The sequence below is a fragment of the Amycolatopsis mediterranei genome, assembly GCF_026017845.1.
Taxonomy (GTDB): Bacteria; Actinomycetota; Actinomycetes; order Mycobacteriales; family Pseudonocardiaceae; genus Amycolatopsis; species Amycolatopsis mediterranei.
Window position 1 is genome coordinate 3299654 of the sequence record NZ_CP100416.1, and the last position, 21457, is coordinate 3321110.

At 72.3% G+C, this 21457-nt stretch carries 25 protein-coding genes; 13 read left to right on the top strand and 12 right to left on the bottom strand.

Annotated elements, in window-relative coordinates:
- Nucleotides 1-11 precede the first annotated feature (11 nt).
- Nucleotides 12-470, top strand: coding sequence for a (2Fe-2S)-binding protein (locus ISP_RS15730; protein WP_013224858.1), 459 nt, complete (start codon nucleotides 12-14; stop codon nucleotides 468-470).
- Between the two features lie 135 nt (nucleotides 471-605).
- Nucleotides 606-1829 (top strand): PucR family transcriptional regulator, encoded by a 1224-nt coding sequence (locus ISP_RS15735; RefSeq protein WP_013224859.1) that lies wholly within the window; start codon nucleotides 606-608, stop codon nucleotides 1827-1829.
- Here ISP_RS15735 and ISP_RS15740 read toward each other — a convergent pair.
- From ISP_RS15740 to ISP_RS15750, 3 genes are read right to left on the bottom strand one after another with little or no spacing between them, the layout of a single operon-like run.
- Nucleotides 1826-2101 (bottom strand): cyclic-phosphate processing receiver domain-containing protein, encoded by a 276-nt coding sequence (locus ISP_RS15740; protein ID WP_013224860.1) that lies wholly within the window; start codon nucleotides 2099-2101, stop codon nucleotides 1826-1828. The genes ISP_RS15735 and ISP_RS15740 overlap by 4 nt on opposite strands.
- A complete protein-coding gene (locus ISP_RS15745) occupies nucleotides 2098-2967 on the bottom strand; it encodes a TIGR03564 family F420-dependent LLM class oxidoreductase (RefSeq protein ID WP_014466906.1) in 870 nt (289 codons plus the stop codon). The genes ISP_RS15740 and ISP_RS15745 overlap by 4 nt, the downstream gene beginning before the upstream one ends.
- Before the next feature lie 17 nt (nucleotides 2968-2984).
- On the bottom strand, nucleotides 2985-3650 hold the full coding sequence (locus ISP_RS15750; protein WP_013224862.1) for a TetR/AcrR family transcriptional regulator: 666 nt from the start codon (nucleotides 3648-3650) through the stop codon (nucleotides 2985-2987).
- Between the two features lie 155 nt (nucleotides 3651-3805).
- On the opposite strand from ISP_RS15750, the gene ISP_RS15755 reads away from it, so the two are divergent.
- Nucleotides 3806-4666, top strand: coding sequence for an SDR family NAD(P)-dependent oxidoreductase (locus ISP_RS15755; RefSeq protein WP_013224863.1), 861 nt, complete (start codon nucleotides 3806-3808; stop codon nucleotides 4664-4666).
- A gap of 47 nt (nucleotides 4667-4713) precedes the next feature.
- Here ISP_RS15755 and mgrA read toward each other — a convergent pair whose 3' ends face one another.
- Complete coding sequence (gene mgrA, locus ISP_RS15760) at nucleotides 4714-5742, bottom strand: L-glyceraldehyde 3-phosphate reductase (protein WP_013224864.1); 1029 nt, start codon at nucleotides 5740-5742, stop codon at nucleotides 4714-4716.
- Nucleotides 5743-5805: 63 nt separating this feature from the next.
- Between mgrA and ISP_RS15765 the strand changes: the two genes are divergently transcribed.
- Entirely contained in the window at nucleotides 5806-6687 is an 882-nt protein-coding gene (locus ISP_RS15765) for an AAA family ATPase (RefSeq protein WP_013224865.1), read from the top strand.
- Nucleotides 6684-8051: a vWA domain-containing protein gene (locus ISP_RS15770; RefSeq protein WP_013224866.1), complete on the top strand. Its 1368-nt coding sequence runs from the start codon at nucleotides 6684-6686 to the stop codon at nucleotides 8049-8051. Before ISP_RS15765 ends, ISP_RS15770 begins: the two co-directional genes overlap by 4 nt.
- On the opposite strand, the gene add is transcribed toward ISP_RS15770, so the two are convergent.
- Entirely contained in the window at nucleotides 8029-9003 is a 975-nt protein-coding gene (gene add, locus ISP_RS15775) for an adenosine deaminase (RefSeq protein WP_013224867.1), read from the bottom strand. The two genes, ISP_RS15770 and add, sit on opposite strands and share 23 nt — an antisense overlap.
- Nucleotides 9004-9165: 162 nt before the next feature.
- On the opposite strand from add, the gene ISP_RS15780 reads away from it, so the two are divergent.
- Nucleotides 9166-9381, top strand: coding sequence for an antitoxin (locus ISP_RS15780; protein ID WP_014466907.1), 216 nt, complete (start codon nucleotides 9166-9168; stop codon nucleotides 9379-9381).
- Between the two features lies 1 nt (nucleotide 9382).
- Here ISP_RS15780 and recQ read toward each other — a convergent pair whose 3' ends face one another.
- A complete protein-coding gene (gene recQ, locus ISP_RS15785) occupies nucleotides 9383-11221 on the bottom strand; it encodes a DNA helicase RecQ (protein WP_013224869.1) in 1839 nt (612 codons plus the stop codon).
- A 68-nt stretch (nucleotides 11222-11289) separates the two neighbouring features.
- On the opposite strand from recQ, the gene ISP_RS15790 reads away from it, so the two are divergent.
- On the top strand, nucleotides 11290-11718 hold the full coding sequence (locus ISP_RS15790) for a DUF6314 family protein (RefSeq protein WP_013224870.1): 429 nt from the start codon (nucleotides 11290-11292) through the stop codon (nucleotides 11716-11718).
- 9 nt (nucleotides 11719-11727) lie between these two features.
- Here the strand turns inward: ISP_RS15790 and ISP_RS15795 are convergent, their stop codons facing one another.
- Nucleotides 11728-12471 (bottom strand): SDR family oxidoreductase, encoded by a 744-nt coding sequence (locus ISP_RS15795; protein ID WP_013224871.1) that lies wholly within the window; start codon nucleotides 12469-12471, stop codon nucleotides 11728-11730.
- A gap of 263 nt (nucleotides 12472-12734) precedes the next feature.
- On the opposite strand from ISP_RS15795, the gene ISP_RS15800 reads away from it, so the two are divergent.
- From ISP_RS15800 to ISP_RS15810, 3 genes are all read left to right on the top strand, one after another.
- Nucleotides 12735-13526, top strand: coding sequence for a hypothetical protein (locus ISP_RS15800; RefSeq protein WP_013224872.1), 792 nt, complete (start codon nucleotides 12735-12737; stop codon nucleotides 13524-13526).
- A gap of 2 nt (nucleotides 13527-13528) precedes the next feature.
- Nucleotides 13529-14194, top strand: coding sequence for a hypothetical protein (locus ISP_RS15805; RefSeq protein WP_013224873.1), 666 nt, complete (start codon nucleotides 13529-13531; stop codon nucleotides 14192-14194).
- A gap of 74 nt (nucleotides 14195-14268) precedes the next feature.
- Nucleotides 14269-14784, top strand: a complete 516-nt coding sequence (locus ISP_RS15810) for a mycothiol transferase (RefSeq protein WP_013224874.1) — start codon at nucleotides 14269-14271, stop codon at nucleotides 14782-14784.
- On the opposite strand, the gene soxR is transcribed toward ISP_RS15810, so the two are convergent.
- Entirely contained in the window at nucleotides 14772-15251 is a 480-nt protein-coding gene (gene soxR, locus ISP_RS15815) for a redox-sensitive transcriptional activator SoxR (protein WP_165476095.1), read from the bottom strand. The two genes, ISP_RS15810 and soxR, sit on opposite strands and share 13 nt — an antisense overlap.
- Nucleotides 15252-15349: 98 nt before the next feature.
- Here soxR and ISP_RS15820 point away from each other — a divergent pair, with 98 nt between their 5' ends.
- Nucleotides 15350-15940 carry an NADPH-dependent FMN reductase gene (locus ISP_RS15820; RefSeq protein WP_013224876.1) on the top strand — a complete coding sequence of 197 codons (591 nt, stop codon included), beginning with the start codon at nucleotides 15350-15352 and terminating at the stop codon, nucleotides 15938-15940.
- 28 nt (nucleotides 15941-15968) lie between these two features.
- Here ISP_RS15820 and ISP_RS15825 read toward each other — a convergent pair whose 3' ends face one another.
- The 3 genes from ISP_RS15825 to ISP_RS15835 are packed head-to-tail and all read right to left on the bottom strand — an operon-like array spanning nucleotide 15969 to nucleotide 18546.
- A complete protein-coding gene (locus ISP_RS15825) occupies nucleotides 15969-16454 on the bottom strand; it encodes a hypothetical protein (RefSeq protein ID WP_230468792.1) in 486 nt (161 codons plus the stop codon).
- Entirely contained in the window at nucleotides 16451-17860 is a 1410-nt protein-coding gene (locus ISP_RS15830) for a sensor histidine kinase (RefSeq protein WP_013224878.1), read from the bottom strand. Before ISP_RS15830 ends, ISP_RS15825 begins: the two co-directional genes overlap by 4 nt.
- Nucleotides 17857-18546 carry a response regulator transcription factor gene (locus ISP_RS15835; protein WP_013224879.1) on the bottom strand — a complete coding sequence of 230 codons (690 nt, stop codon included), beginning with the start codon at nucleotides 18544-18546 and terminating at the stop codon, nucleotides 17857-17859. The genes ISP_RS15830 and ISP_RS15835 overlap by 4 nt, the downstream gene beginning before the upstream one ends.
- A gap of 116 nt (nucleotides 18547-18662) precedes the next feature.
- Between ISP_RS15835 and ISP_RS15840 the strand changes: the two genes are divergently transcribed.
- Together ISP_RS15840 and ISP_RS15845 are read left to right on the top strand one after the other, a co-directional pair.
- Nucleotides 18663-19580, top strand: a complete 918-nt coding sequence (locus tag ISP_RS15840; protein WP_013224880.1) for a phosphatase PAP2 family protein — start codon at nucleotides 18663-18665, stop codon at nucleotides 19578-19580.
- A 114-nt stretch (nucleotides 19581-19694) separates the two neighbouring features.
- Complete coding sequence (locus ISP_RS15845) at nucleotides 19695-21083, top strand: pyridoxal phosphate-dependent decarboxylase family protein (RefSeq protein ID WP_013224881.1); 1389 nt, start codon at nucleotides 19695-19697, stop codon at nucleotides 21081-21083.
- Here the strand turns inward: ISP_RS15845 and ISP_RS15850 are convergent.
- Nucleotides 21070-21456 carry a hypothetical protein gene (locus ISP_RS15850; RefSeq protein ID WP_013224882.1) on the bottom strand — a complete coding sequence of 129 codons (387 nt, stop codon included), beginning with the start codon at nucleotides 21454-21456 and terminating at the stop codon, nucleotides 21070-21072. The genes ISP_RS15845 and ISP_RS15850 overlap by 14 nt on opposite strands.
- Nucleotide 21457: the final 1 nt, after the last annotated feature.

Genomic DNA, 21457 nt, shown 5'->3' on the forward strand with positions numbered 1-21457 from the left:
GGAGAGCCCCCATGCCGAACTACACCTTCGTGGTGAACGGGAAGACCGTCACCGTCGACGCGCCCGCCGACCTGCCGATGCTGTGGGCGCTGCGCGACAAGCTCAAGGTCCGCGGGCCGAAGTACGGCTGCGGCATCAACGTCTGCAAGGCCTGCACCAGCCACCTCGACGGCGAGGCGTTCAACCCCTGCGTCACGCCGGTGTCGGAGTGCGCCGGGCGCGAGGTCACCACGATCGAGGGACTGGCGGACGGCGACGAGCTGCACCCGGTGCAGGAGGCGTGGCTGGAGCAGGACGTCGCGCAGTGCGGTTACTGCCAGCCCGGCCAGATCATGGCGGCGGTGGCGCTGCTGAAGAAGACGAAGAACCCGACGGACGCCGACATCGACGCGATCCAGAACGTGTGCCGCTGCGGCACCTACTTCCGGATCCGGGAGGCGATCAAGAGCGCGGCCGCCAAGCTGGCCTGACGCGGATGCGGAGGTTCCACAAAAGAACCTCCGCATCCGCGGTGCGTGTCGCAAGTTCACCCGAACGTGGTGGCCTCGTTCGGGTTAGCTGTCGGTCCCGGACCTCGACGAGGAGGCCGGGGACCGGAGGCCACCATGCACTACCCGGCGCTTCTGTCCGACGGGCTCGCCCCGCGCGTCGCCGTCCTCGCCACCGAGGTCGAGGCGGCGATGCCGGAACTCGTCGAGAGCACCGTGCGGCAGATCCGCGCCGAAATGCCGGTCTACGCCGACGCCCGGTTCGTCACGCACGCCGAGCTGCGGAACTCGGTGCGGGCCAACCTCGAGCACGTGATGCGCACCCTGCGCGGCTCGGACGTGCCGGACCTGTCCCAGGCCCGCGCGACCGGCCGCGCCCGGGCGTTGCAGGGCGCGCCGCTGCCGGAGCTGCTGCGGGCCTACCGGATCGGGCTCACCGAGGTCTGGCACCGGTTCGTCGAGCTGACCGCCCGCGGGCAGGACCTGGCCGGGCTGGTCGCCGCGACGACGGCGATCTGGGCGCTGATCGACGACCTCGCCGAGGCCCTCACGACGTCCTACCGGGACACGACCGCGGAAGTCATGGTGGCCCACCAGAACCGGCGTTCGGCGCTGGTGGAGGCGCTGTTCGCGGGCGGCGCCGCGACCGAGGGCACGTTGTGGGACATCGCCCGCGTGCTCGAGTTGTCCCTGGACGGCACGTTCGTCGTCGTCGCGGCGGAAACCCCGCGCCTGGGCCAGGAGCCGCTGCCGCAGATCGAGGCCCGGCTGCGCGCGCTCCAGCACGCCTCGGCGTGGCGGCTCACGCCGGACCTCCAGGTCGGCGTGGTGTCCCTGCGCGACCCCGCGGCGGCTTCGGCGATCGTCGACCTCGTCCGCGAGCACCCGGTGGGCCGGGTCGGGATGAGCCCGGTGTTCACCGGCCTCGGCAACACCGCCCGCGCGCTGCACCTCGCGCGGGTGGCGCTGTCGAGCATGACGCCGGGGACGCCCGGGCTGGTCCAGTTCACCGAGTCGCCGCTGGCCGGACTGGTGGCCAGTGCCCCGGAGGCCTCGGTGCAGCTGGCCCACCACGTGCTCCAGCCGCTCCTGGACCTCCCGGGCGACGACCGCAACGTGCTGCTGCTGACGCTGCGCGCGTGGTTCGACTGCCAGGGTTCGACGAAGCTGACGTCGGAGCGGATGTTCTGCCACCCCAACACGATCCGCCACCGCCTGAAGCGGATCACCGAGGAACTCGGCCGGTCCCTGGCGAACCCGGCGGACATCGCCGAGCTGGGCGCGGCCCTGCGGGCGCTGAACCTGTTCCCGGAGGCGGCCCACCTGCCGGCGCCGCGCTAGCGGACGCCGGGGCCGTACCGCCGCGCCATTCCGGTCAGCCACTCGCGGCCGACCGGGTTGGCGGTGTGCACGCGCACCTCGGCCGGCCAGCGGTCGTGCTCGCACAGCCACAACACCACCGGGCGGGTCGTGTCGTCGCCGCCGAGGTCGTGGTCCAGGGAGATCGCCGCGAAGTCGCCGTCGCCGAGCAGGGCGATCGCCTCAGCGCTCGACTTCGCCCACGTCCAGCCGTCCGGGGCCGGGCGCAGGTCGTCGACCCAGAGGCGGTTCACGCGGCCAGCAGTTCGCGGGTGCGGGCCTGCTCCTCCGCCGAACCGACCGGCATGACCAGCAGTTCCGTCGCTCCCGCTTCCTCGAGGGACTTTACCTGGCGGCGCACGGTTTCCTCGTCGCCGACGATCGCGCTGTCGGAAACCCGCTCGTGTCCCTCGCGGTCGAGGATCGCCCGGTAGGCCGGGACGTTCCCCGCCCCGGCGTACAGCTCCTCGATCCGCTTCCGTGCTTCGTCCACTTCGGACGTCACGCAGATCAGCTGGCCGGAAACCACTCGGGACGCGCTCCCCAGCGCCGGCACCACGTACTCGGCGGTCGCCCGCGGGCCCGCGAACGTCGTGATCACGCCGTCGGCCAGCTCGCCGGCCAGTCGCATCGACTGCGGGCTCACCGAGCCGACCAGCGCCGCTGGCCGCTCCGCGCCGGGCGCGTTCACCGCGCCCGCGGCCGTCAGCGACTCGCCGTGGACGTCCGCCTTTTCGCCGCGCAGCAACGGGTTCAGCGCCTGCAGGTACTCCCGCAGGTGGCGGATCGGGCGGTCGTAGGAGTAGCCGAACTCGCCCTCGACGATGAACTTGTGGCTCAGCCCGACGCCGAGGTGGACCGGCGCGCCGGCCGCCGCCTGGACCGTCAGGGCCTGCGCCGCCATGGTGATCGGGTGCCGCGAGTACGTCGGCACGACGCACGTGCCCAGTTCGACGCCGGGGGCGGCCGCGGCGAGCGCGGGCAGCGCCGTGAGCGCGTCCCAGCCGCCGCGTTGCGCCACCCACAGCGTGCCGTAGCCGAGCTTCGCCGCTTCGCGGGCTTGTGCCGTGATGGCGTCGAAGCCGACGCCGAGTTCGTCGATCAGGATTCCGGTGCGCAACAGGTTCTCCAAGGTTTTCAGTAAGCGCGTTCGAGCTGTTTGCGGTCAAGCGCGACGGCTTCGGTGAACAGCTCCAGCGCCCGGGGTGCCACGGCGCGCAGCTGCCTCGTCGACACGGCGAGCGGCTCGAAGGCGTGCTCGATCGTGTCGGCGATCAGGGCCGGTTCGGGTGGGGGAGAGGCGCCGAGGAACCCGTTCAGCACGGCCTGGAAGGCGACGACGAGCTCGCGGACCGGCCGGTCCGTGCGGAGCAGGTCGTTGGCGGCCAGCAGGTCCAGGTACTCGACGAAGGCTTCCCCGTGGCGGGGGTCGAGTTGGCCGTGCAGCTTCGGCAGCAGCTTGCCGAGGGTCTCGGTGTCGTCGGCGTACCCGGCCCGGAGCAGCGGACGCTCCAGCACGTTGGCGTACTGGATCTCCGTCAGGCGCGACAGCCGCACGCTGAGCGGGTCGGCCGCGATGGCCGCCACGAGATCTTCGAGCACCTCGACCGACTCGCGGAGCAGGACGGAGAGGAACAGCTCTTCGCGGTTCTTCCAATGCAGGTAGACGGTTCCCTTGCCGACGTCGGCCCGCTCGGCGACGTCTTCGATCGTCGTCCGCCGGTAGCCGGCCCGCAGGAGCAGTTCGGCGGCGGCGTCGAGGATGCGCTCGGCCCGTTGGGCGCGATCTTCGGCGGGAGGCATGGTGCCATCGTATGACCAAATACGAAAATTGGTCAAACGTTGAGGCTGTGAGTGACCGGCGTCACGACTGCGTGGGTGTCACGGGCGTCCGGCCGCCGGTGTCCTGTGGGCGATCGGATGCCACTGCGGATGTCACTGCGGAGAACGGAAACACCATGAGCAAGATCTGGTTCGTCACGGGTTCGTCGCGCGGCTTGGGCCGTTGTTTCGTCGAGGCCGCCCTGGGACGCGGCGACCGGGTCGCCGCCACCGCGCGGTCCACCGGGAGTTTCGACGACCTCGTCGCCCGCTACGGCGACGCGGTGCTTCCCTTGGAGCTGGACGTGACCGACAAGGCCGCGGTCTTCGAGACCGTGAAGCGGGCAGCCGAGCACTTCGGGCGGCTGGACGTCGTCGTGAACAACGCCGGCTACGCGCAGATCGGCGCCATCGAGGAGCTGACCGAGCCCGAACTGCGCGCCCAGCTGGAGACCAACGTGTTCGGCCCGGTGTGGGTCATCCAGGCCGCCTTGCCCATCCTGCGCGAACAAGGCGCCGGGCACTTCATCCAGCTGTCGTCGGCCGCGGGCCTCATCGCGATGCCGCTCGGCGGCGCGTACCAGGCGTCGAGGTGGGCGATCGAAGCCCTGAACGAAACCCTGGCCAAGGAGGTCGCGGACTTCGGCGTCAAGGTCACGATCGTCGAGCCGGGCGGCTACGCCACCCGCGACGGCAAGAACCCGGACCCCCTGGCCAACGGCCACGTCGCCGAGACCACCCCGGTCTACGACGGGCTCCGCCGCCGCCTCGCCGAGGTCTCGGGCAGGCAGCCGGCCGGGGATCCGGTCGCCGCCGCCCGGGCCCTGCTCAAGGTCGTCGACGCGGCCAACCCACCCCTTCGGGTGCTCTTCGGGAAGGGCTTCTACCCGATGGTCCAGCAGGCTTACGCGGACCGGCTCGCGACCTGGGCGCAGTGGCAGGACCTGTCGGCGGAGGCCCAAGGCGGCGACGCCGAAACTGTCGGTGCTCACCGGTAAAGTGGATAACGGGGGGCGCCCCCGCGGGCACCCCCCGTCGGCTGAGCTCAGGAGTCGGACGAACGCTTCCAGAGGTTGATGTCCGCGTCGGTCGCGTGGCCGTCGATCTCGGTCAGCTCCTCGGACGAGAACTCGAGGTTGCCGAGCGCGCCGACGTTGTCCTCCAGCTGCTGCACGCTGCTCGCGCCGATCAGCACCGACGTCACGCGGTGGTCGCGCAGCGCCCACGCCAGCGCGAGCTGCGCCAGCGACTGCCCGCGCCGGCCCGCGATGTCGTTGAGCGCGCGGACGCGGCCCAGCCGGTCGTCGTCGAGGGTGTCCGGGTCGAGGGACTTGCCCTGCGCCGCGCGGGAGTCCGCCGGGACGCCCTTCAGGTACTTGTTCGTCAGCAGGCCCTGGGCGAGCGGCGAGAACGCGATGCAGCCGGCGCCCGCCTCCTCGAGGGTGTCGAGGAGGCCGTCCTCCTCGATCCAGCGGTTGAGCATCGAGTACGACGGCTGGTGGATCAGCAGCGGCGTGCCGAGTTCCCGCAGGAGCCGCGCGGCCTCGGCGGTGCGCTCCGAGCTGTAGGACGAGATCCCGACGTACAGCGCCTTCCCGGCGCGGACGGCGGCGTCGAGCGCCCCGACGGTCTCCTCCAGGGGTGTCTCGGGGTCGAAGCGGTGCGAGTAGAAGATGTCGACGTAGTCCAGGCCCAGCCGGCCGAGCGACTGGTCCAGGGAGGACAGCAGGTACTTGCGGGAGCCCCACTCGCCGTACGGCCCGGGCCACATGTCGTAGCCGGCCTTGGTCGAGATCACCAGCTCGTCGCGGTAGGGCTTGAAGTCGGTGGCCAGCAGCCGGCCGAAGTTCTCCTCGGCCGAGCCGTACGGCGGGCCGTAGTTGTTGGCCAGGTCGAAGTGGGTGATGCCCAGGTCGAAGGCGCGGCGGGTGATCGCGCGCTGGGTTTCCAGGGGCCGGTCGTGGCCGAAGTTGTGCCACAGCCCGAGCGAGATCGCGGGCAGCTTGAGCCCGGACCGCCCGCAGCGCCGGTAGGGGATCGAGTCGTTTCGGCCGGAAGCGGCAACGTAGGTCACGCGGCCGATGCTAGCCCGCTCTTCCGGTACGCTCCGGGTGAGCGACCGCTTAGGAGGCACGTGGTGGGCACCGGATTCTTCTCCTCCGTCGACGACGTCTCGGCCAAGCTGGCCGAAGCGGGTTACCTGGCGTCGACGGCGGTGGCGACCACCGTGTTCCTCGCCGACCGGCTCGGCAAGCCGCTGCTGGTCGAAGGCCCCGCCGGGGTCGGCAAGACCGAGCTCGCCAAGGCCGTCGCCCAGGTCAGCGGCTCGCGGCTGGTGCGCCTGCAGTGCTACGAGGGCATCGACGAGGCCCGCGCGCTCTACGAGTGGAACCACGCGAAGCAGCTGCTGCGGATCACCGCCGGCCGCGACGAAACCTGGGAGGCCGCGCGCACCGACATCTTCGGCGAGGAGTTCCTGCTGCGCCGCCCGCTGCTGACGGCGATCTCGTCGGACGAGCCGACCGTGCTGCTGATCGACGAGACCGACAAGGCCGACATGGAGGTCGAGGGCCTGCTGCTGGAGGTGCTCGGCGACTTCCAGGTCACCGTGCCCGAGCTCGGCACGATCACCGCCACCCGCGCGCCGTTCGCCGTGCTGACGTCCAATGCGACCCGCGAGCTGTCCGAGGCGCTGCGCCGCCGGTGCCTGTTCCTGCACATCGACTTCCCGGACGAGGACCTCGAACGCGAGATCGTCCGGCTCAAGGTCCCCGGGATCGACGCCGCCCTCGCCGATTCCGTCGTCCGGGTGATCGCCGCGCTGCGCGCGATGGACCTGCGCAAGCTGCCGTCGGTCGCGGAGACGATCGACTGGGCGCGCACCCTGCTCGCGCTCGGGGCGGCCACGCTGGACGAGCGGGTCGTGCGGGAAAGCCTCGGCGTCGTGCTCAAGCACCAGGACGACATCGCCAAGGCGGGCGCCGGCCTGAAGCTCGAACAGGTCCTGGACGCGTCGTGACCGGCGGCGTGCCGGAGCGGCTCGCCGCGTTCGTCAAGGCGCTGCGCGCGCAGGGCATCCCGGCCGGCCCCGCCGAGACGGTCGACGCCGCGGCCGCGCTGGAGGTCCTCGGTTTCGACGACCGCGAACTGGTCCGCGAAGGTCTGGCGGCCGCGCTGGTCCGGCGCGGCGGGCAGCGGGCGGTCTTCGACGCCGCCTTCGACCTGTACTTCCCGGCGGGGATCGGCACACCCGAGCGGGCCCGCGAAGAGCGGCCGTCGACGCTGGAGGAGCTGCGTGAAGAGCTGGCCGCCGCGCTCGCCGACGGCGATCAGCAGGCGTTGTCCCAGCTCGCCGGCCTGGCCGTCGACATGCTGGGCCAGTACGGCTCGGCGTCCGGCCCGGGCGGCGGCTTCTCCGCCCACCAGACCCTGGAGCGGCTCCAGCCGCAGACGCTGATCGCCCGGGTGCTGGCCACCGTCCGCGGCGGGGGCGTGCGCGGCGAGTTCACCGACCGGCTCGACCGCGACGAGATCCGCCGCCGCGTCGAGGGCTTCCGCGGGCAGGTCCGCACGGAGGCGCGCCGCCGTGCGGCCGAGGTCCGCGGCCGCGAACGCGTCGCCAAGCACGCCATCGCGCCCTCACCTGACCGGGTCGACTTCCTCATCGCCAGCCGCACCCAGCTCGCGGAGCTGCGGCGCACCATCCAGCCGTTGTCCCGCAAGCTGGCGACGCGCCTGGCCGCCCGCCGCAAGCGCACCACGCGCGGCCAGATCGACCTGCGCCGCACGCTGCGCCGGTCGCTCTCGACCGGTGGCGTGCCGCTGCGGCCGGCCTACCGCCACCGGCGGCCGGGACGGCCGGAAATCGTGCTGCTGTGCGACCTTTCCGGCTCGGTGGCCGGGTTCGCGAACTTCACCATGCTGCTGGTGCAGGCGCTGCGCGACCAGTTCAGCAAGATCCGCGTGTTCGCCTTCGTCGACAGCACCGACGAGGTCACCCACCTGGTCACCACCGGCGCGGCCGACCCCGAGCACCTCGGCGCGCGCATGCTGGCCGAAGCGGCGCTGGTGCGCTGGGACGGCCACAGCGATTACGGCGGCTCGCTGCGGCAGTTCACCGAGAACTGGCCGGACGCGATCGGTCCGCGGACGTCGGTGCTGATCCTCGGTGATGCCCGTACCAACGGCGGCGACCCCAACCTCGACGCGGTCCGCGAGATCAAGTCCCGCGCGCGGCACGTCCACTGGCTCAACCCGGAACGGCGGTCGCTGTGGTCCACGGGGGACTCGGCGGCGCTGGAGTACGCCGAGGTCGTCGAGATGCACGAGTGCCGCACGGTGCACCAGCTCGGCACGCTGGTCACCCGCCTGCTGCCGGTGTGAGCCAGGCGTCGATGCCGCGCAGGATGGCCTTTTTGGTCGCTTCGGGCGCGAAGGACGCCGTGACGCTCGCACGGGCGAAGTCCGCCATCTTCGTGTCGTCGTAGCCGAACGCCCGTTGGACGCGGGCGTACTCCCCGGCCAGGCCGGTTCCGGTGACCGACGGGACGTCGGTGTTGAGCGTGACCGTCAGGCCCGCCTCGAGCAGGCGGGGGAGCGGGTGCTCGGGCAGCGACGGCACCAGCCCCAGCGTCACGTTCGACGACGGGCACACCTCCAGGGCCAGGCCACGCGCACGGACCTCGGCGACCAGCGAGGGGTCGTCGAGGACGCGGATGCCGTGGCCGAGCCGTTCCGTGCGGCCCACTTCGAGCGCCTCGCGGATGCTGTCGGGCCCGGCGTCTTCGCCGGTGTGGTGCAGCAGGTGGATGCCCGCCGCACGGGCCTTCCCGAAGAGCGGCGCGAAGGGCCGCAGTGAGTGGTTTTCCTCGCCCGCCATACCGATCGCGAAGACTTCGGCGTACCTCAGCGCGAGATCGAGGGTGCGCTCGGCCCGCTCGACCGACCGCCGCCGGGAGTGGTCGAGCAGCAGCCGCCACTCGAGGTTTTCGCTTTGCGACAGTCCTTTGAGGACGGATTTCAGCGGCATTTCGAGGTCACCCAGCCGTTCCCCGTGCGAGGCCGCGGTGAAGGTGACTTCGGCGTAGCGCGTGCCCTGGGCGGCTTCGTCCTCGCCGTACTCGCGCGCGATGCGTTCGAAGTCTTCCGGACGCCGGAGGCAGGACCGGATGAGCGCGTTGTAGTCGGCGAAGGCGCGGAAGCCGTCGAACACCGGAGGCTCGCCCGGGACGTCGACCCCGTTCGCCTCGCCCAGCTCGCGGAGCGTGGCGGGGCGGATCGTGCTCTCCAGGTGGACGTGCAGGTGGGCCTTCGGCAGGGCGGCCAGGTCGCGCATGATCGCGAGCCTAGGGCCGCGCGGCGGCGGTCCGCGCGGCCATTTCCGGGGCCGGCCGCGGCGGGCCCAGGTTTTGGCCCTCGTCACACGGGGAACCTCCGGGTGGTTCGTCCGCGTTGTCAGGATGACCGCAACCGACGAGGGAGGGCCACCGTGCCTCTGATGAAGAAGCTGACCGTACTGGCCGGCGCCGCCGGGGCGGCCCGCGCGTACGCCAAGAAGAACCCCGAAAAGGTGAATCAGGCCGTCGGGAAGGCCGCGAAGTTCGTCGACGACAAGACCAAGGGCAAGTACCACCAGCAGATCGCCGGTGCGGTCCGCAAGGTCAACTCGGTGACCGGGCAGCCGGGCCACCCGGGCCCGGCCACCGGACGGTAAGTCACCCGGCGGTCAGGACCTCCAAGAGTCCCTCGCCGTACTTGGCGAGCTTGTTCTCGCCGACGCCGCTGACCGTGCCCAGATCCGCCAGCGACGCCGGCCGTTGCGTGGCGATCTGGCGCAGGGTCGCGTCGTGGAAGACGACGTAGGCGGGCACGCCCTGTTCCTTCGCGACCCCGGCCCGCCAGGCCCGCAGGCGTTCGAACAGCGGGGCCGCCTCCGCGGGCATCTCCACCACCGCGGCGGCGGTCTTCCGCGTGCTGCGGACCTTCGCGGCCGCAGCCCGCTCGGGTTCGCGGCGCAGCAGCACCTGGCGATCGCCGCCCAGCACTTCCGCGCTCGTCTCGGTGAGCACGAGCGAGCCGTAGTCGCCTTCGACGGCGAGCAGGCCCTGGGCGAGCAGCTGCCGCACCACCGCCCGCCATTCCGGCTCGCGCAGCTCGGTGCCGATGCCGAACGTCTTCAGCGTGTCGTGCTGGAACTGCGTGATCTTCGGCGTGACCTTGCCGAGCAGGATGTCGATGACCTGGCCGGCGCCGAACTTCTGGCGCCGCTCGTTGCGCAGCCGCACGACGGTCGAGAGCAGCTTCTGCGCCGGGATCGTGCCGTCCCACTTCTCCGGTGGGTTCAGGCACGTGTCGCAGTTGCCGCAGGGGCCGGCCTGCTGCCCGAAGTAGTTGAGGATCTGCACGCGGCGGCACTCGACGGTCTCGCACAGCGCGAGCATCGCGTTCAGGTGCGCGCCCAGCCGCCGCCGGTGCGCCTCGTCGCCCTCGGACGTGTCGATCATCTTGCGCTGCTGGACGACGTCCTGCAGCCCGTAGGCGAGCCAGGCGGTGGACGGCAGGCCGTCGCGACCCGCGCGGCCGGTTTCCTGGTAGTAGCCCTCGACCGACTTCGGCAGGTCGAGGTGCGCGACGAACCGGACGTCCGGTTTGTCGATGCCCATGCCGAACGCGATCGTCGCGACCACGATCAGCCCGTCTTCGCGCAGGAACCGCGACTGATGCTTCGCGCGGGTGCGCGCGTCGAGCCCCGCGTGGTAGGGCACCGCCGGAATCCCGTTCTGCACCAGGAACTCCGCGGTCTTCTCCACCGAGTTCCGGGACAGGCAGTAGACGATTCCCGCGTCACCGGCGTGCTCGGTGCGCAGCAGCTCCAGCAGCTGCCGCTGCGGCGAATTCTTGCCGACGATCCGGTACTGGATGTTCGGCCGGTCGAAGCTCGCGACGAAGTGCCGGGCCTCGTCGAGGTTCAGCCGGGCGGCGATCTCCTGGTGCGTGGCCTCGGTCGCGGTCGCGGTCAGCGCGATCCGCGGGACGTCCGGCCACCGCTCGTGCAGGGCCGAGAGCTGGAGGTAGTCGGGCCGGAAGTCGTGGCCCCACTGGGCGACGCAGTGGGCTTCGTCGATCGCGAAGAGCGAGATCTTGCCGCGGTCGAGCAGCCGCACGGTGGATTCGACCGAAAGCCGTTCCGGTGCCAGGTAGAGCAGGTCGAGCTCGCCGTTCAGGAACGCCGTCTCCACCTCCTGCCGCGCCGCGTAGTCCTGGGTGGAGTTGAGGAACCCGGCGCGGACGCCGGCGTTGCGCAGCGCGTCGACCTGGTCCTGCATCAGCGCGATCAGCGGCGAGACCACCACGCCCACGCCGGGCCGCACGAGCGCGGGAATCTGGTAGCACAACGACTTCCCGCCGCCGGTGGGCATCAGGACGAGCGCGTCGCCGCCGGCGATCACGTGCTCGACGATCGCCGCCTGGTCGCCGCGGAAGCTGTCGTAGCCGAACACGCGCCGGAGGATCTCCAGCGCGTCGGACGCGGGTGCGAGGTCGGTCTCTGCCACCCGCCCGACTATAGAGCGGGGGTCCGACAGTTCCGGGCCGCCCCGCCGCCGGATGGGAGACTGGCGGGGTGCAGTACTGGCCGGTTCCCGATCTCGCCGCGTATTTCGGCGGCGCCTGGCGCCTGGACCGGGAAATCCGCACCGCGGACGGCGACCCGGCGGGTGAGGTGACCGGGACCGCCACCTTCACCGAGGCCGGGGGCGTCCTCGTCTACCACGAGGAGGGCGAGCTGCGGCTCGGCGGGTACACCGGGCCGGTCACCCGGACCCTGCACTACCGCCCGGCGGGCCCCGGCCGCGCGGCGGTCCACTTCGACCACGGCGGCTTCTTCCACGACCTCGACCTGCGCACCGGCCACTGGACGGCGGACCACCCCTGCCGGGCCGACTTCTACCGCGGGGAGTACTGCGTGACCGGCGCCGCCCGCTGGCGGCAGGAGTGGGCGGTGCGTGGGCCGGCGAAGGACCACGTCATCGTCAGCCGGTTCACCCGTTAGGCATGCCCGTCAGACAATGCCGCCGTTCGCGCGCAGCACCTGGCCGTTCACCCAGCGCGCCGGACCGGCCAGGAACGCGACGACCTCGGCGATGTCCTCCGGCTGCCCGAGCCGCTCGAGCGGCGGCTGCTCGGCCATCCGGGCGATGGTCTCCTCATCCTTGCCGTCGAGGAACAGCGCGGTCGCCGTCGGGCCGGGCGCGACGGTGTTCACGGTGATGTCGCGGCCGCGCAGCTCGCGGGCCAGGATCATGGTGATCGCCTCGACCGCACCCTTCGTCGCGTTGTAGATGCCGTAGCCGGGCAGGTTCAGCCCGAGCACCGACGTCGAGGTGGTGATCACCGCGCCGCCGTCGCGCACCCGCCGCGCGGCCTGCTGGGCCACCGCGAACGTGCCGCGGATGTTGGTGCGGTGCACGCGGTCGAGGACCTCGAAGTCGGTGTCGGCGATCGGGGTCGGCGGGTTCATCACGCCGGCCAGGTGGGCGACGACGTCCACGCCGCCGTACGTGCGTTCCGCGGTGTCGAACAGCTCAGCGACCGCGGCCGGGTCGGCCACGTCGGCGCGGACCGCGATCGCCCGGCCACCGCGCGCGGTGACGGCATCGACGGTGGCCGTGGCCTCCTTCTCGTTGCCCGCGTAGTCGACGACGACCGCCATGCCGTCGGCGGCCAGCCGCTCGGCGACCTGGCGGCCGATGCCGCGGGAGCCGCCGGTGACGATGGCGACGCGGGACTCGGTGGGGGTGCTCATCGGTTCCTTCCTTCCGCTCTGGGCGGCCTCGGTGGCCGCCGGTTCGCTCGACCTGTTATCAAGGATATCACTTTCCTGATAACGCTGCTCGCTACGCGGTGTCATCACCGTGACTTCCCCGCGCGGGTCGCGGTCATCCGGCCGTATCGACGCCGCCGGACGGCCGAATCCCGAGGTCGGGAGCCCCCTGCCCGTTTTCGGCCGAGGTAATCCGGGAACACCGATCCCATCGGGGGCTTGACATCCTTGAAGGAGTTTGAGCGATGCCCACATGGCTGATCGTCTTGATCGTCGTCGTGGCCGTCGCGGTGCTCGGCGCCGTGATCTGGCTGGTGACGCAGGAGATGCAACGAAAACGGCTGCAGCAGCGGTTCGGTCCCGAATACGACCGCGCGGTCGCGGAGAAGGACAGCCCCCGTGCCGCGCAGCGCGAGCTCGCCGAGCGGGAACGCCGGCACAAGGAGCTCGACATCCGGCCGCTTTCGGCGTCGGCGCGCGAGCGCTACGCCCGGGAATGGGCGCAGGTGCAGGAAAAGTTCGTCGACCAGCCGTCCGCGGCGGTCGCCGAGGCCGACCAGCTGCTGAACTCGCTGATGGCCGAACGCGGGTACCCGACCGAGGGCTACGAGCAGCAGGTGGCCGACCTTTCCGTGCGGCACGCCAAGACCCTCGAGCACTACCGGGCCGCGCACACCACGCAGCAGAAGCGTGATGGAGCGTCCACTGAGGACCTGCGGGACGCGATGGTGCGCTACCGCACCGTGTTCGAGGACCTGTTGACCGACGGTGCCGACGACGAGCAGCACGACCACCACGACCGCCGGAACGGGCACGACCACGGCGGGCACGACCGCGACGGTGACCGCGCCGAGCAGCGGGCGGCCAACCGCCGCGACACCGGCCGTGACGACAGTAACCGCCACGAGACCGGCCGTCACGACACCGAGCGTCACGACACCGAGCGTCACGACACCGAGCGTCACGACACCGACCGTCACGAGACCGAGCGCCAGGCGTCCGCGAACCCGCGGACCGAGTGGAATGGAGGACGTTGACCATGACCGAGCACCTGACGCGGCACGACGCCGAGGACGAGCAGGACCTGACGGGGCGTGAGGACGTGCACGAGACCGGCGGCTACCGGGACGACAGCGACGCCGACGTCCCCGGCCAGGACCGGGCCGACTTCCGCGAACCGGACACCGCCGGCGACGACCAGAACCTGAGCACCGCCGACCTGGCCTCGGCCGGGCGGCACGACACCGACGACACCACCGCTTCCTACGGCTCGGGCGGGGACGTCGAAGCGCCCGCCGGCTCGGGTGGCGACGTCGAGACGCCCGCCGGCTCGGGCGGGGACGTGGAGACGCCTGCCGCGTCGGGTGGCGACGTCGAGACACCGGCCGGCTCGGGCGGGGACGTGGAGCGGCCCGCCGCGTCGGATGGCGACGTGGAGACGCCGGAGCTGATCGACGAGGAGAAGGTCACCGGCTTCCGCGAGCGCTGGCAGAACGTCCAGACCGGCTTCGTCGACGACCCGAAGCAGGCGGTCCGGCAGGCCGACGAGCTCGTCGCCGCCGTGATCAGCGCGCTGGCCACCACCTTCGCCGAGCACAAGAGCGAGCTGGAATCCCAGTGGCAGCAGGGCGAACCGGCCACCGAGGAGCTGCGGATCGCGCTGCGCCGCTACCGCTCGTTCTTCGACCAGCTGCTGCCCCGGTAGCGGACGCCGTTTGCCGGCGGGCATGATCGGGTAGCACTGCCGGGAAACGGTGTAAGCAACGGGAGGCAGCCGGAATGAACGTGGCCGATCTGCTCGTCGAAGGGTTCAGCCGGGTCCAGGGCACGGTGCACGCGGCGGTGGACGGGCTCACCGCCGGGCAGCTCGGGACCCGGCCGGACGACGAGGCCAACTCGATCGCCTGGCTGGTGTGGCACCTGAGCCGGGTCCAGGACGACCACGTCGCCGACGTGGCCGGGACGGAGCAGGTGTGGACCGGCCAGGACTGGCTTTCCCGGTTCGGCCTCCCGTTCCCGGCCGGTGACACCGGCTACGGCCACCGCCCGGCCGACGTCGAAGCGGTCCGCGTCGACGAACCGGACCTGCTCACCGGCTACTACGACGCCGTGCACGAGCAGACCGTCCGGTTCGTCGCCGGCCTCGGCGAGAAGGACCTCGACCGGATCGTCGACGAGGCGTGGGACCCGCCGGTGTCGCTGGGCGTGCGCCTGATCAGCGTCCTCGACGACGACATCCAGCACGCCGGGCAGGCGATGTACGTCCGCGGCCTCCTCGAACGTCAGTCTTCGTAGCCCTCCCCGCGGTGGTCGGCGAGGCGCCGCGGCCCCGGGCCGTCGGTGCCGAGCCGGTCACCGGGGTTGGCGAGCCGGCACTTGGCCAGCGACATGCAGCCGCAGCCGATGCAGTCGTCCAGCTGGTCGCGCAGCTGTTCCATCTGGCGGATCCGCGCGTTCAGGTCGTCCTGCCAGCAGCGGGAGATCCGCGCCCAGTCGGTGCGGGTGGGCGTGCGGTCGTCGGACAGCAGGCCGAGCACTTCCCGGATCTTCGACAGCGGCATGCCGACCCGCTGGGACATCCGGATGAACGTCACCCGCCGCAGCGTGTCCCGGCGGTAGCGCCGCTGGTTTCCCGCGGTGCGACGGCTGTGGATGAGACCTTCGTCCTCGTAGAAGCGCAAAGCCGAGGCGGGGACTCCGCTGCGCCGGGAGAGCTCGCCGACCGTCAGGTCGGGCAGCGGCCGGGCCGTGGCGTTCACCATGGTGCCCACCCAACCACAGCGGCGCCCTTGACTTCAAGCGAACTTGAAGTCCCACCCTGGTGCGGACAGCAGCAATGCCTACGTGTCAAGGAGGAAGTGTGTCGGAAGCGCCGATCCGGGTCGCGGTGATCGTCGGAAGTGTCCGGGAAGGACGGTTCGGGCCGGTGGTCGCGGACTGGCTGGCCGGCGTCGCCCGGACGCACGGCGGCTTCGCGGTCGACGTCGTCGACCTCGCCGAGCCCGACCTCCCGCTCGTCATGCCGGCCTTCGGCGCCACGCCTTCGGCGACGGTGGTCGCCGAGGTCGCGAAGGTGGCTCCGCGGCTCGAAGCCGCCGACGCCTTCGTCGTGGTCACCCCGGAGTACAACCACAGCTATCCGGCTTCGCTCAAGAACGCCATCGACTGGCACCGGCCCGAATGGCGGGCCAAGCCGGTCGCTTTCGTCTCCTACGGCGGGATTTCGGGCGGGCTGCGCGCGGTCGAGCACCTGCGGGCGGTCTTCGCGGAGCTGCACGCGGTGACGATCCGCGAAACGGTCAGCTTCCACGGTGCCCAGGGGTGCTTCGGGGACGACGGCGTGCCGAACGACGCCGCGGCGGGCGTCGCCGCGAAGGCGATGCTCGACCAGCTGGGCTGGTGGGCCCGGTCGCTGACCGAGGCCCGGGCGGCGCGGCCCTATCCCGGCTGAGGCTTTGGCGGCAAGTCGACACCGGCCCTCACGCCTGGCACGTCTGGTACGGCAGCAGGACGTCCGGACCGGCGAGGGCGACGGTGCCGCCGGTGGCGTACCCGCCTTGGGCGGCCAGCGCCGCGAACGCGGTGCAGACCAGCTGGTTGATCCCGGCACCGGTGAGCGGCCGCAGCGGGAACGGGACGCCGATCGTCGCCGGCGAGCCGGGGGTGACGGTGATCGCGCCGGACGGGCGGGGCAGGGCCGTCGTGTACCCGTCGGCCCGCTCGTCGGTGCTCGGCCCGGCCAGCAGCATCGACAGCGCGGCTTCGACGCCTGCCACCCCGTCGGACGACCGCGCCACCGGCGCCACCCGGTCGTCGAGGACGAAGTAGAGGATCAGGTCGGTGCCGCGGCCGTCGGTCGCCGGGACCCGCAGGGTCGGCGCCGGGCCGGCCGCGACCACCGGCGTCGGCTTCACCCCGCACGCGCTCACCAGCAGCAGCACCGCGAGGACGACGAGCTTCTTCACCACGCCTCCCCGGGCAGGCGGAGCTCGAACCGGGCGCCGGTGCCCGTGTTGGCCGCGACGATGTCGCCGCCGTGCAGCCGCGCGTTCTCCCGCGCGATGGACAGCCCGAGGCCGCTGCCCCCGGACCGGGCGCGGGCGGAGTCGGCCTTGGTGAAGCGGTCGAACACCTTCGGCAGCGCTTCGGCGGGGATCCCCGGCCCGTGGTCGGTGACGGTCAGCACGACGTCGCCGAGCTCTTTGCGCAGCACCACCTCGACCCGCGGCGCGCCGTGCCGCAGCGCGTTGCCGACCAGGTTCGCCACGACGATGTCGAGCCGTCGCCGGTCGAGCCGGGCGGTGATCCCGGCCGGCAGGTCGGTGACCAGGTCGGCCCCGGCTTCCCAGCCCCGCGCGGCGAGGCTGTCGGTGACCGCCGCGGCGACGTCCAGCTCCTCCCGGCGCAGCTCCGCCCGCCCGGCGTCGAACCGGGAGATCTCGATCAGGTCCTGCACCAGCCGGGTCAGCCGCCGCGTCTCGGCCGACACCAGCCGCGCCGCGACCGCGGTGTCCGGCGGCAGCTGCTCGGCGTCCTCGTCGAGGACGTCGGTGACCGCGTTCATCGCCGCCAGCGGGGTCCGCAGCTCGTGGGAGACGTCGGCGACGAACCGCCGCGCGTCCGCCTCCATCGCGCGCAGGGTGCCCACCGTGCGCTCCAGCTCCGCGGCGGTGTGGTTGAACGTCGTGACCAGCTGCGCGAGCTCGTCGGACCCCTTGGCGGGCAGCCGCACGTCCAGCCGGCCGCGGCCGAGCTGGCTCGCCGCGGTGTTCAGCGCGCGCACCGGCCGCAGCACCTGCCGCGCCGCCAGCAGCGCGACCCCGACCGCGAGCGGCAGCGCGAGCGCGGAGTACAGCCAGGCGTTGCGGGCCAGCTCGTCGATCGCTTCCTGCTGATCGATCAGCCGCGTCATCGCGTAGACCTCGAGGCCGCTCGGCTTGCCGCCGCCGGTCTGCACCGGCACGCCGACGAAGAACAGCGGGAAGCCCTGGACGTCGACGCGCTGGAACTGGATGTTGGTGGTGGTGGCCACGGCGTGGCGCAGGTCGCCCGGCACGTCGTCGATCGACAGGCCCGAAGTCGCGTGCAGGTTCCCGTAGACGACGAGTGCGTTGCTGGACTTGAGCGTGGCCGCGAAGGCGTCGAGCGTGGCCTGCGACGGCGGCAGCGACACGGTGGGCAGGTACGCGACGATCTGGTCGCGCAGCTTCAGCATCGTCTGGTCCTGGACGCCTTCCAGGATGGCCCGGCGCGCGAAGACGTAACTCACGCCCACCGCGGTGGTGACGCCGAGGATCATGATCACCGCGAAGGCGGCCACCAGCCGGGGCCGCAGCCCGGCGAGCCACGACCGGACCCGCGGTGCCGTCACGACCGGCCGAACCGGTAGCCGAACCCGCGGACCGTCTGCACGTGCTCCGGTTTCGCCGGCACGTCCTCGATCTTCGCCCGCAGCCGCTGCACGCAGGCGTCGACGAGCCGGGAGTCCCCGAGGTAGTCGTGGTCCCACACGGCGGAGAGGATCTGCTGGCGGCTGTACACCTGCCCGGGCGTGCGCGAGAGCTCCAGCAGCAGCTTCAGCTCGGTCGGGGTCAGCGACACCGGCTCGCCGCGCTTGGTCACCTCGAGCGCGGCCCGGTCGATCACCAGGTCGCCGTGCCGCTCCTCGGCCGCCGCCGGCCCGTCCGGTCGTTCGACGGCCGCCCGGCGCAGGACGGCCCGGATCCGGGCGTCCAGCACCCGTGGTTCGACCGGCTTGGCAACGTAGTCGTCCGCGCCCGCTTCCAGCCCGGCCACGATGTCGAAGTCGTCGGTGCGCGCGGTGAGCATGATGATCGGGACCGGGCCGGCCGCCCGCATCCGGCGGCAGGTCTCGAAGCCGTCCATGCCGGGCAGCATCAGGTCGAGCACGACCAGGTCGGGCCGGTGGCGCACGAGCACCTCGATGCCGAGCTCGCCCGATTCCGCGGTGTGCACCACGTGCCCCTGCCTGCGCAGGGCCAGCTGCAGTCCCTCCCGCACCGCCGCGTCGTCCTCTACCACCAGTACCTCGGCCACGGCGCCATTATTCGGAAAAGTGCACGTCATGGCGACCCGGGCGGATCTTGTAGCGAAACCATGACATCGCGCTGACGGGATCCCGAAAAGCGCGTTCCAGACTCGGGGACATGGCAGTGATCCTCACCGACGCACCCTCCGCGACCCGCCCGGCCCGGCCCGCGCCGGTGCCCCGGGCCGCGTCCCGCACGGCGGTCCTGGCGGCGAGCGCGGCCGGGTTCGCCCTGGCTTTCGTCGCGGCCTACCTGCTCTTCGTCCGCACGGAGGCCGGCCGTGGCGTCGAGAACGGCGTCGTCCGCAGTGCCCAGTCCGCCGGGACCACAGTGGACTGGGCGGCCCCGCTGCGGGAGGCCGACCTGGTGGTGGTGCTCGGCGGGGTGGCGGTCCTGATCGTGGCGATCTCCGTGGTGCGGCGGCGCCTGGCCCTCGGGGTGATGACGCTGGTGCTGCTGGCCGCGCCGCTGGTGGTGGCGCAGCTGCTCAAGCTGTACGTCCTGGACCGCCCGGGCACCGGCGACCGCCTCGGCGTGGCGGGCCACAACAGCTTCCCGAGCGGGCACGCCAGCGCGGCGATGGCCGTGCTGGTGGCGCTCGCGATCGTCCTGCCCCGCCGCTTCCGGCGGGCGGCCCTGGTGACGGGGGGATTCGGCGTCGCCTGGGTCTCGGCGGCCGCGGTGGCGCTGGGCTGGCACCGGTTGAGCGACACCGTCGGCGGCGGCTTGCTGGTCGCGGCGGTCACCTGCGCCGGGGCGGCGGTGGTCTCCGCCCGCCGCCCCGACGGTGACCGGGTGCCGCTGGTGCCGGTGCTGACCGGCTTCCTGGCCCCGCCGGCCCTGGTGCCGGCCGGCTACGCGGTCCTGGCGACGGCGACGTCGGGCGCCGCCCAGTTCGTGGCGGCGCTGGTGCTGGCGGCGCTGTCGTCGATGGCGGTGGTGCTGTTGCTGGCGGGACCGTTGCGCCGGGTGGCGTTCGACCCGGCCGAGTCCCGGGTCCGCCGCCTCCGCCGGCACCCCGTCCCCCGCACTCACCCGTGATGCCCGCCCAATCACGCGAGATGCCCGCCCAATCACGCGCGCCCGGCGTGAGCGGACCAGTTTCGGGGGATTGGCCCGCGACAGCGGGGTGCCGCCGAGCCTAGCGTCGGCGAAATGGACCCGAGGCTCGCCGATGACCTGCACGCCCTGCCCGATCTCCTCGACGCCGCAAGCAAACTCGCGGCCGAGGCGCTCGCCGGGCTGGACCGCCGGGCGGCCGCCGTCCCGCCCGTCGCCCTGGAGCCGCTGCCCCTGCCGGCCGACGGCGCGGGTGCGCGGGGTGCGCTGGACGAGTTCGCGCGGCGCTGGGAACCCGGCTTCGCCGCCAGCGCCGGGCCGCGGTACCTCGGCTTCGTGACCGGCGGTGCCACCCCGGCGTCCCTGGCCGGGGACTGGCTCACCGCCGCCTACGACCAGAATCCCGCCAGCGGCATGGACTCCTCGGCGCAGGACCTGGAACGCGAGACCGTCGGCTGGCTGGCCGAGCTGTTCGGGCTGGATCCGGAGTTCTCCGGCGCGTTCGTCACCGGCGCCACGATGTCCACGGTCACCGGTCTGGCCATCGCCCGCGAGTGGCTCGGCGAACGGGCCGGGGTGGCCGTGTCCGAAGCGGGAGCCGCCGCGCTCGGTCCCGTCACCGTGCTGTCCGGTTCGCCGCATTCGAGCGTCCTGAAGGCGTTGTCGTTCCTCGGGATGGGCCGGTCCGCCCTGCGGAAGGTGCCGGTGCTCCCGGGCCGCGAAGCCGTCGACGTCGCGAAGCTCGCCGAAGCGCTCGAGACGCTCGACGGCCCCGCTGTCGTCGTCGCGAACGCGGGGACGGTCAACACCGTCGACTTCGACGACCTGCGGGCGATCGCCGCCCTCAAGCAGCGGTACGGCTTCTGGCTGCACGTCGACGCCGCGTTCGGCGGGTTCGCCGCGCTGGTCCCGGAGCACGCGGCGCTCACCGCCGGTCTCGACCAGGCCGATTCGGTGGTCGTCGACCTGCACAAGTGGCTCAACGTGCCCTACGACTCGGCCGTCCAGTTCACCCGCCGCCGCGACCTGCAGCTGCGCGTCTTCAGCAACAACGCCGCCTACCTCGGCGAGATCGGCGAGACGCCGGACTTCCTGCACCTGACGCCGGAGAATTCCCGGCGGCTGCGCGCGCTCCCGGCTTGGTTCTCGCTGGTGGCGTACGGCCGCGCCGGGCACCGCGAGATCGTCGAGCGCTGTGTCGCGCTGGCCCGCGACCTGGGCGCGCGCATCGACGGCTCGCCGCACTGGCACCTCCTGGCGCCGGTCCGGCTCAACGTCGTCTGCTTCACCCCGGCCGGGGAGGTCACGCAGGACCGGATCGACACGCTGGTGCGCGACATCGCCGAGGACGGGACGACGTTCCTCACGCCGACGGTGTACGACGGCCGCCCGGCGTTGCGCGCCGCCTTCAGCAACTGGCGGACGACCGGGGCCGACGTCGACCGGATCTTCGCCGTGCTGGAACGCCTGGTCAGGCTCCCGTGAGCGGGCAGCCGGGTCGGGTCAGGTCCACCTCCGACCCCTTCAGGCAGGCCGCGATCCCGGCCACCTGCTGGCCGTAACCACGCCCCGGCACCGAGGTCACCGCCCCGGCCGAGTCGACCTCGCACGGGTTGTCCGCAGAGCACTGCTCGCCGGAGTCGTTGTGGGTGTTGTGGATCCCGGCGACGGTGGTGCCGTCGGGGCCCAGGAGGGCGGCGCCGGACGTGCCGTGCCACGGTGCGCAGCCCGGGCCGCTCGCGTAGCGGATCGCGGCGTCCTGCTGCCGGCCCTTCGGAACACCTGCCCGCGCTCCGGTCGGGTTCCGGCCCGCACAGTGACTGGCCGTCAGCACCCATTGCGGCGCCAGGACTTCCACC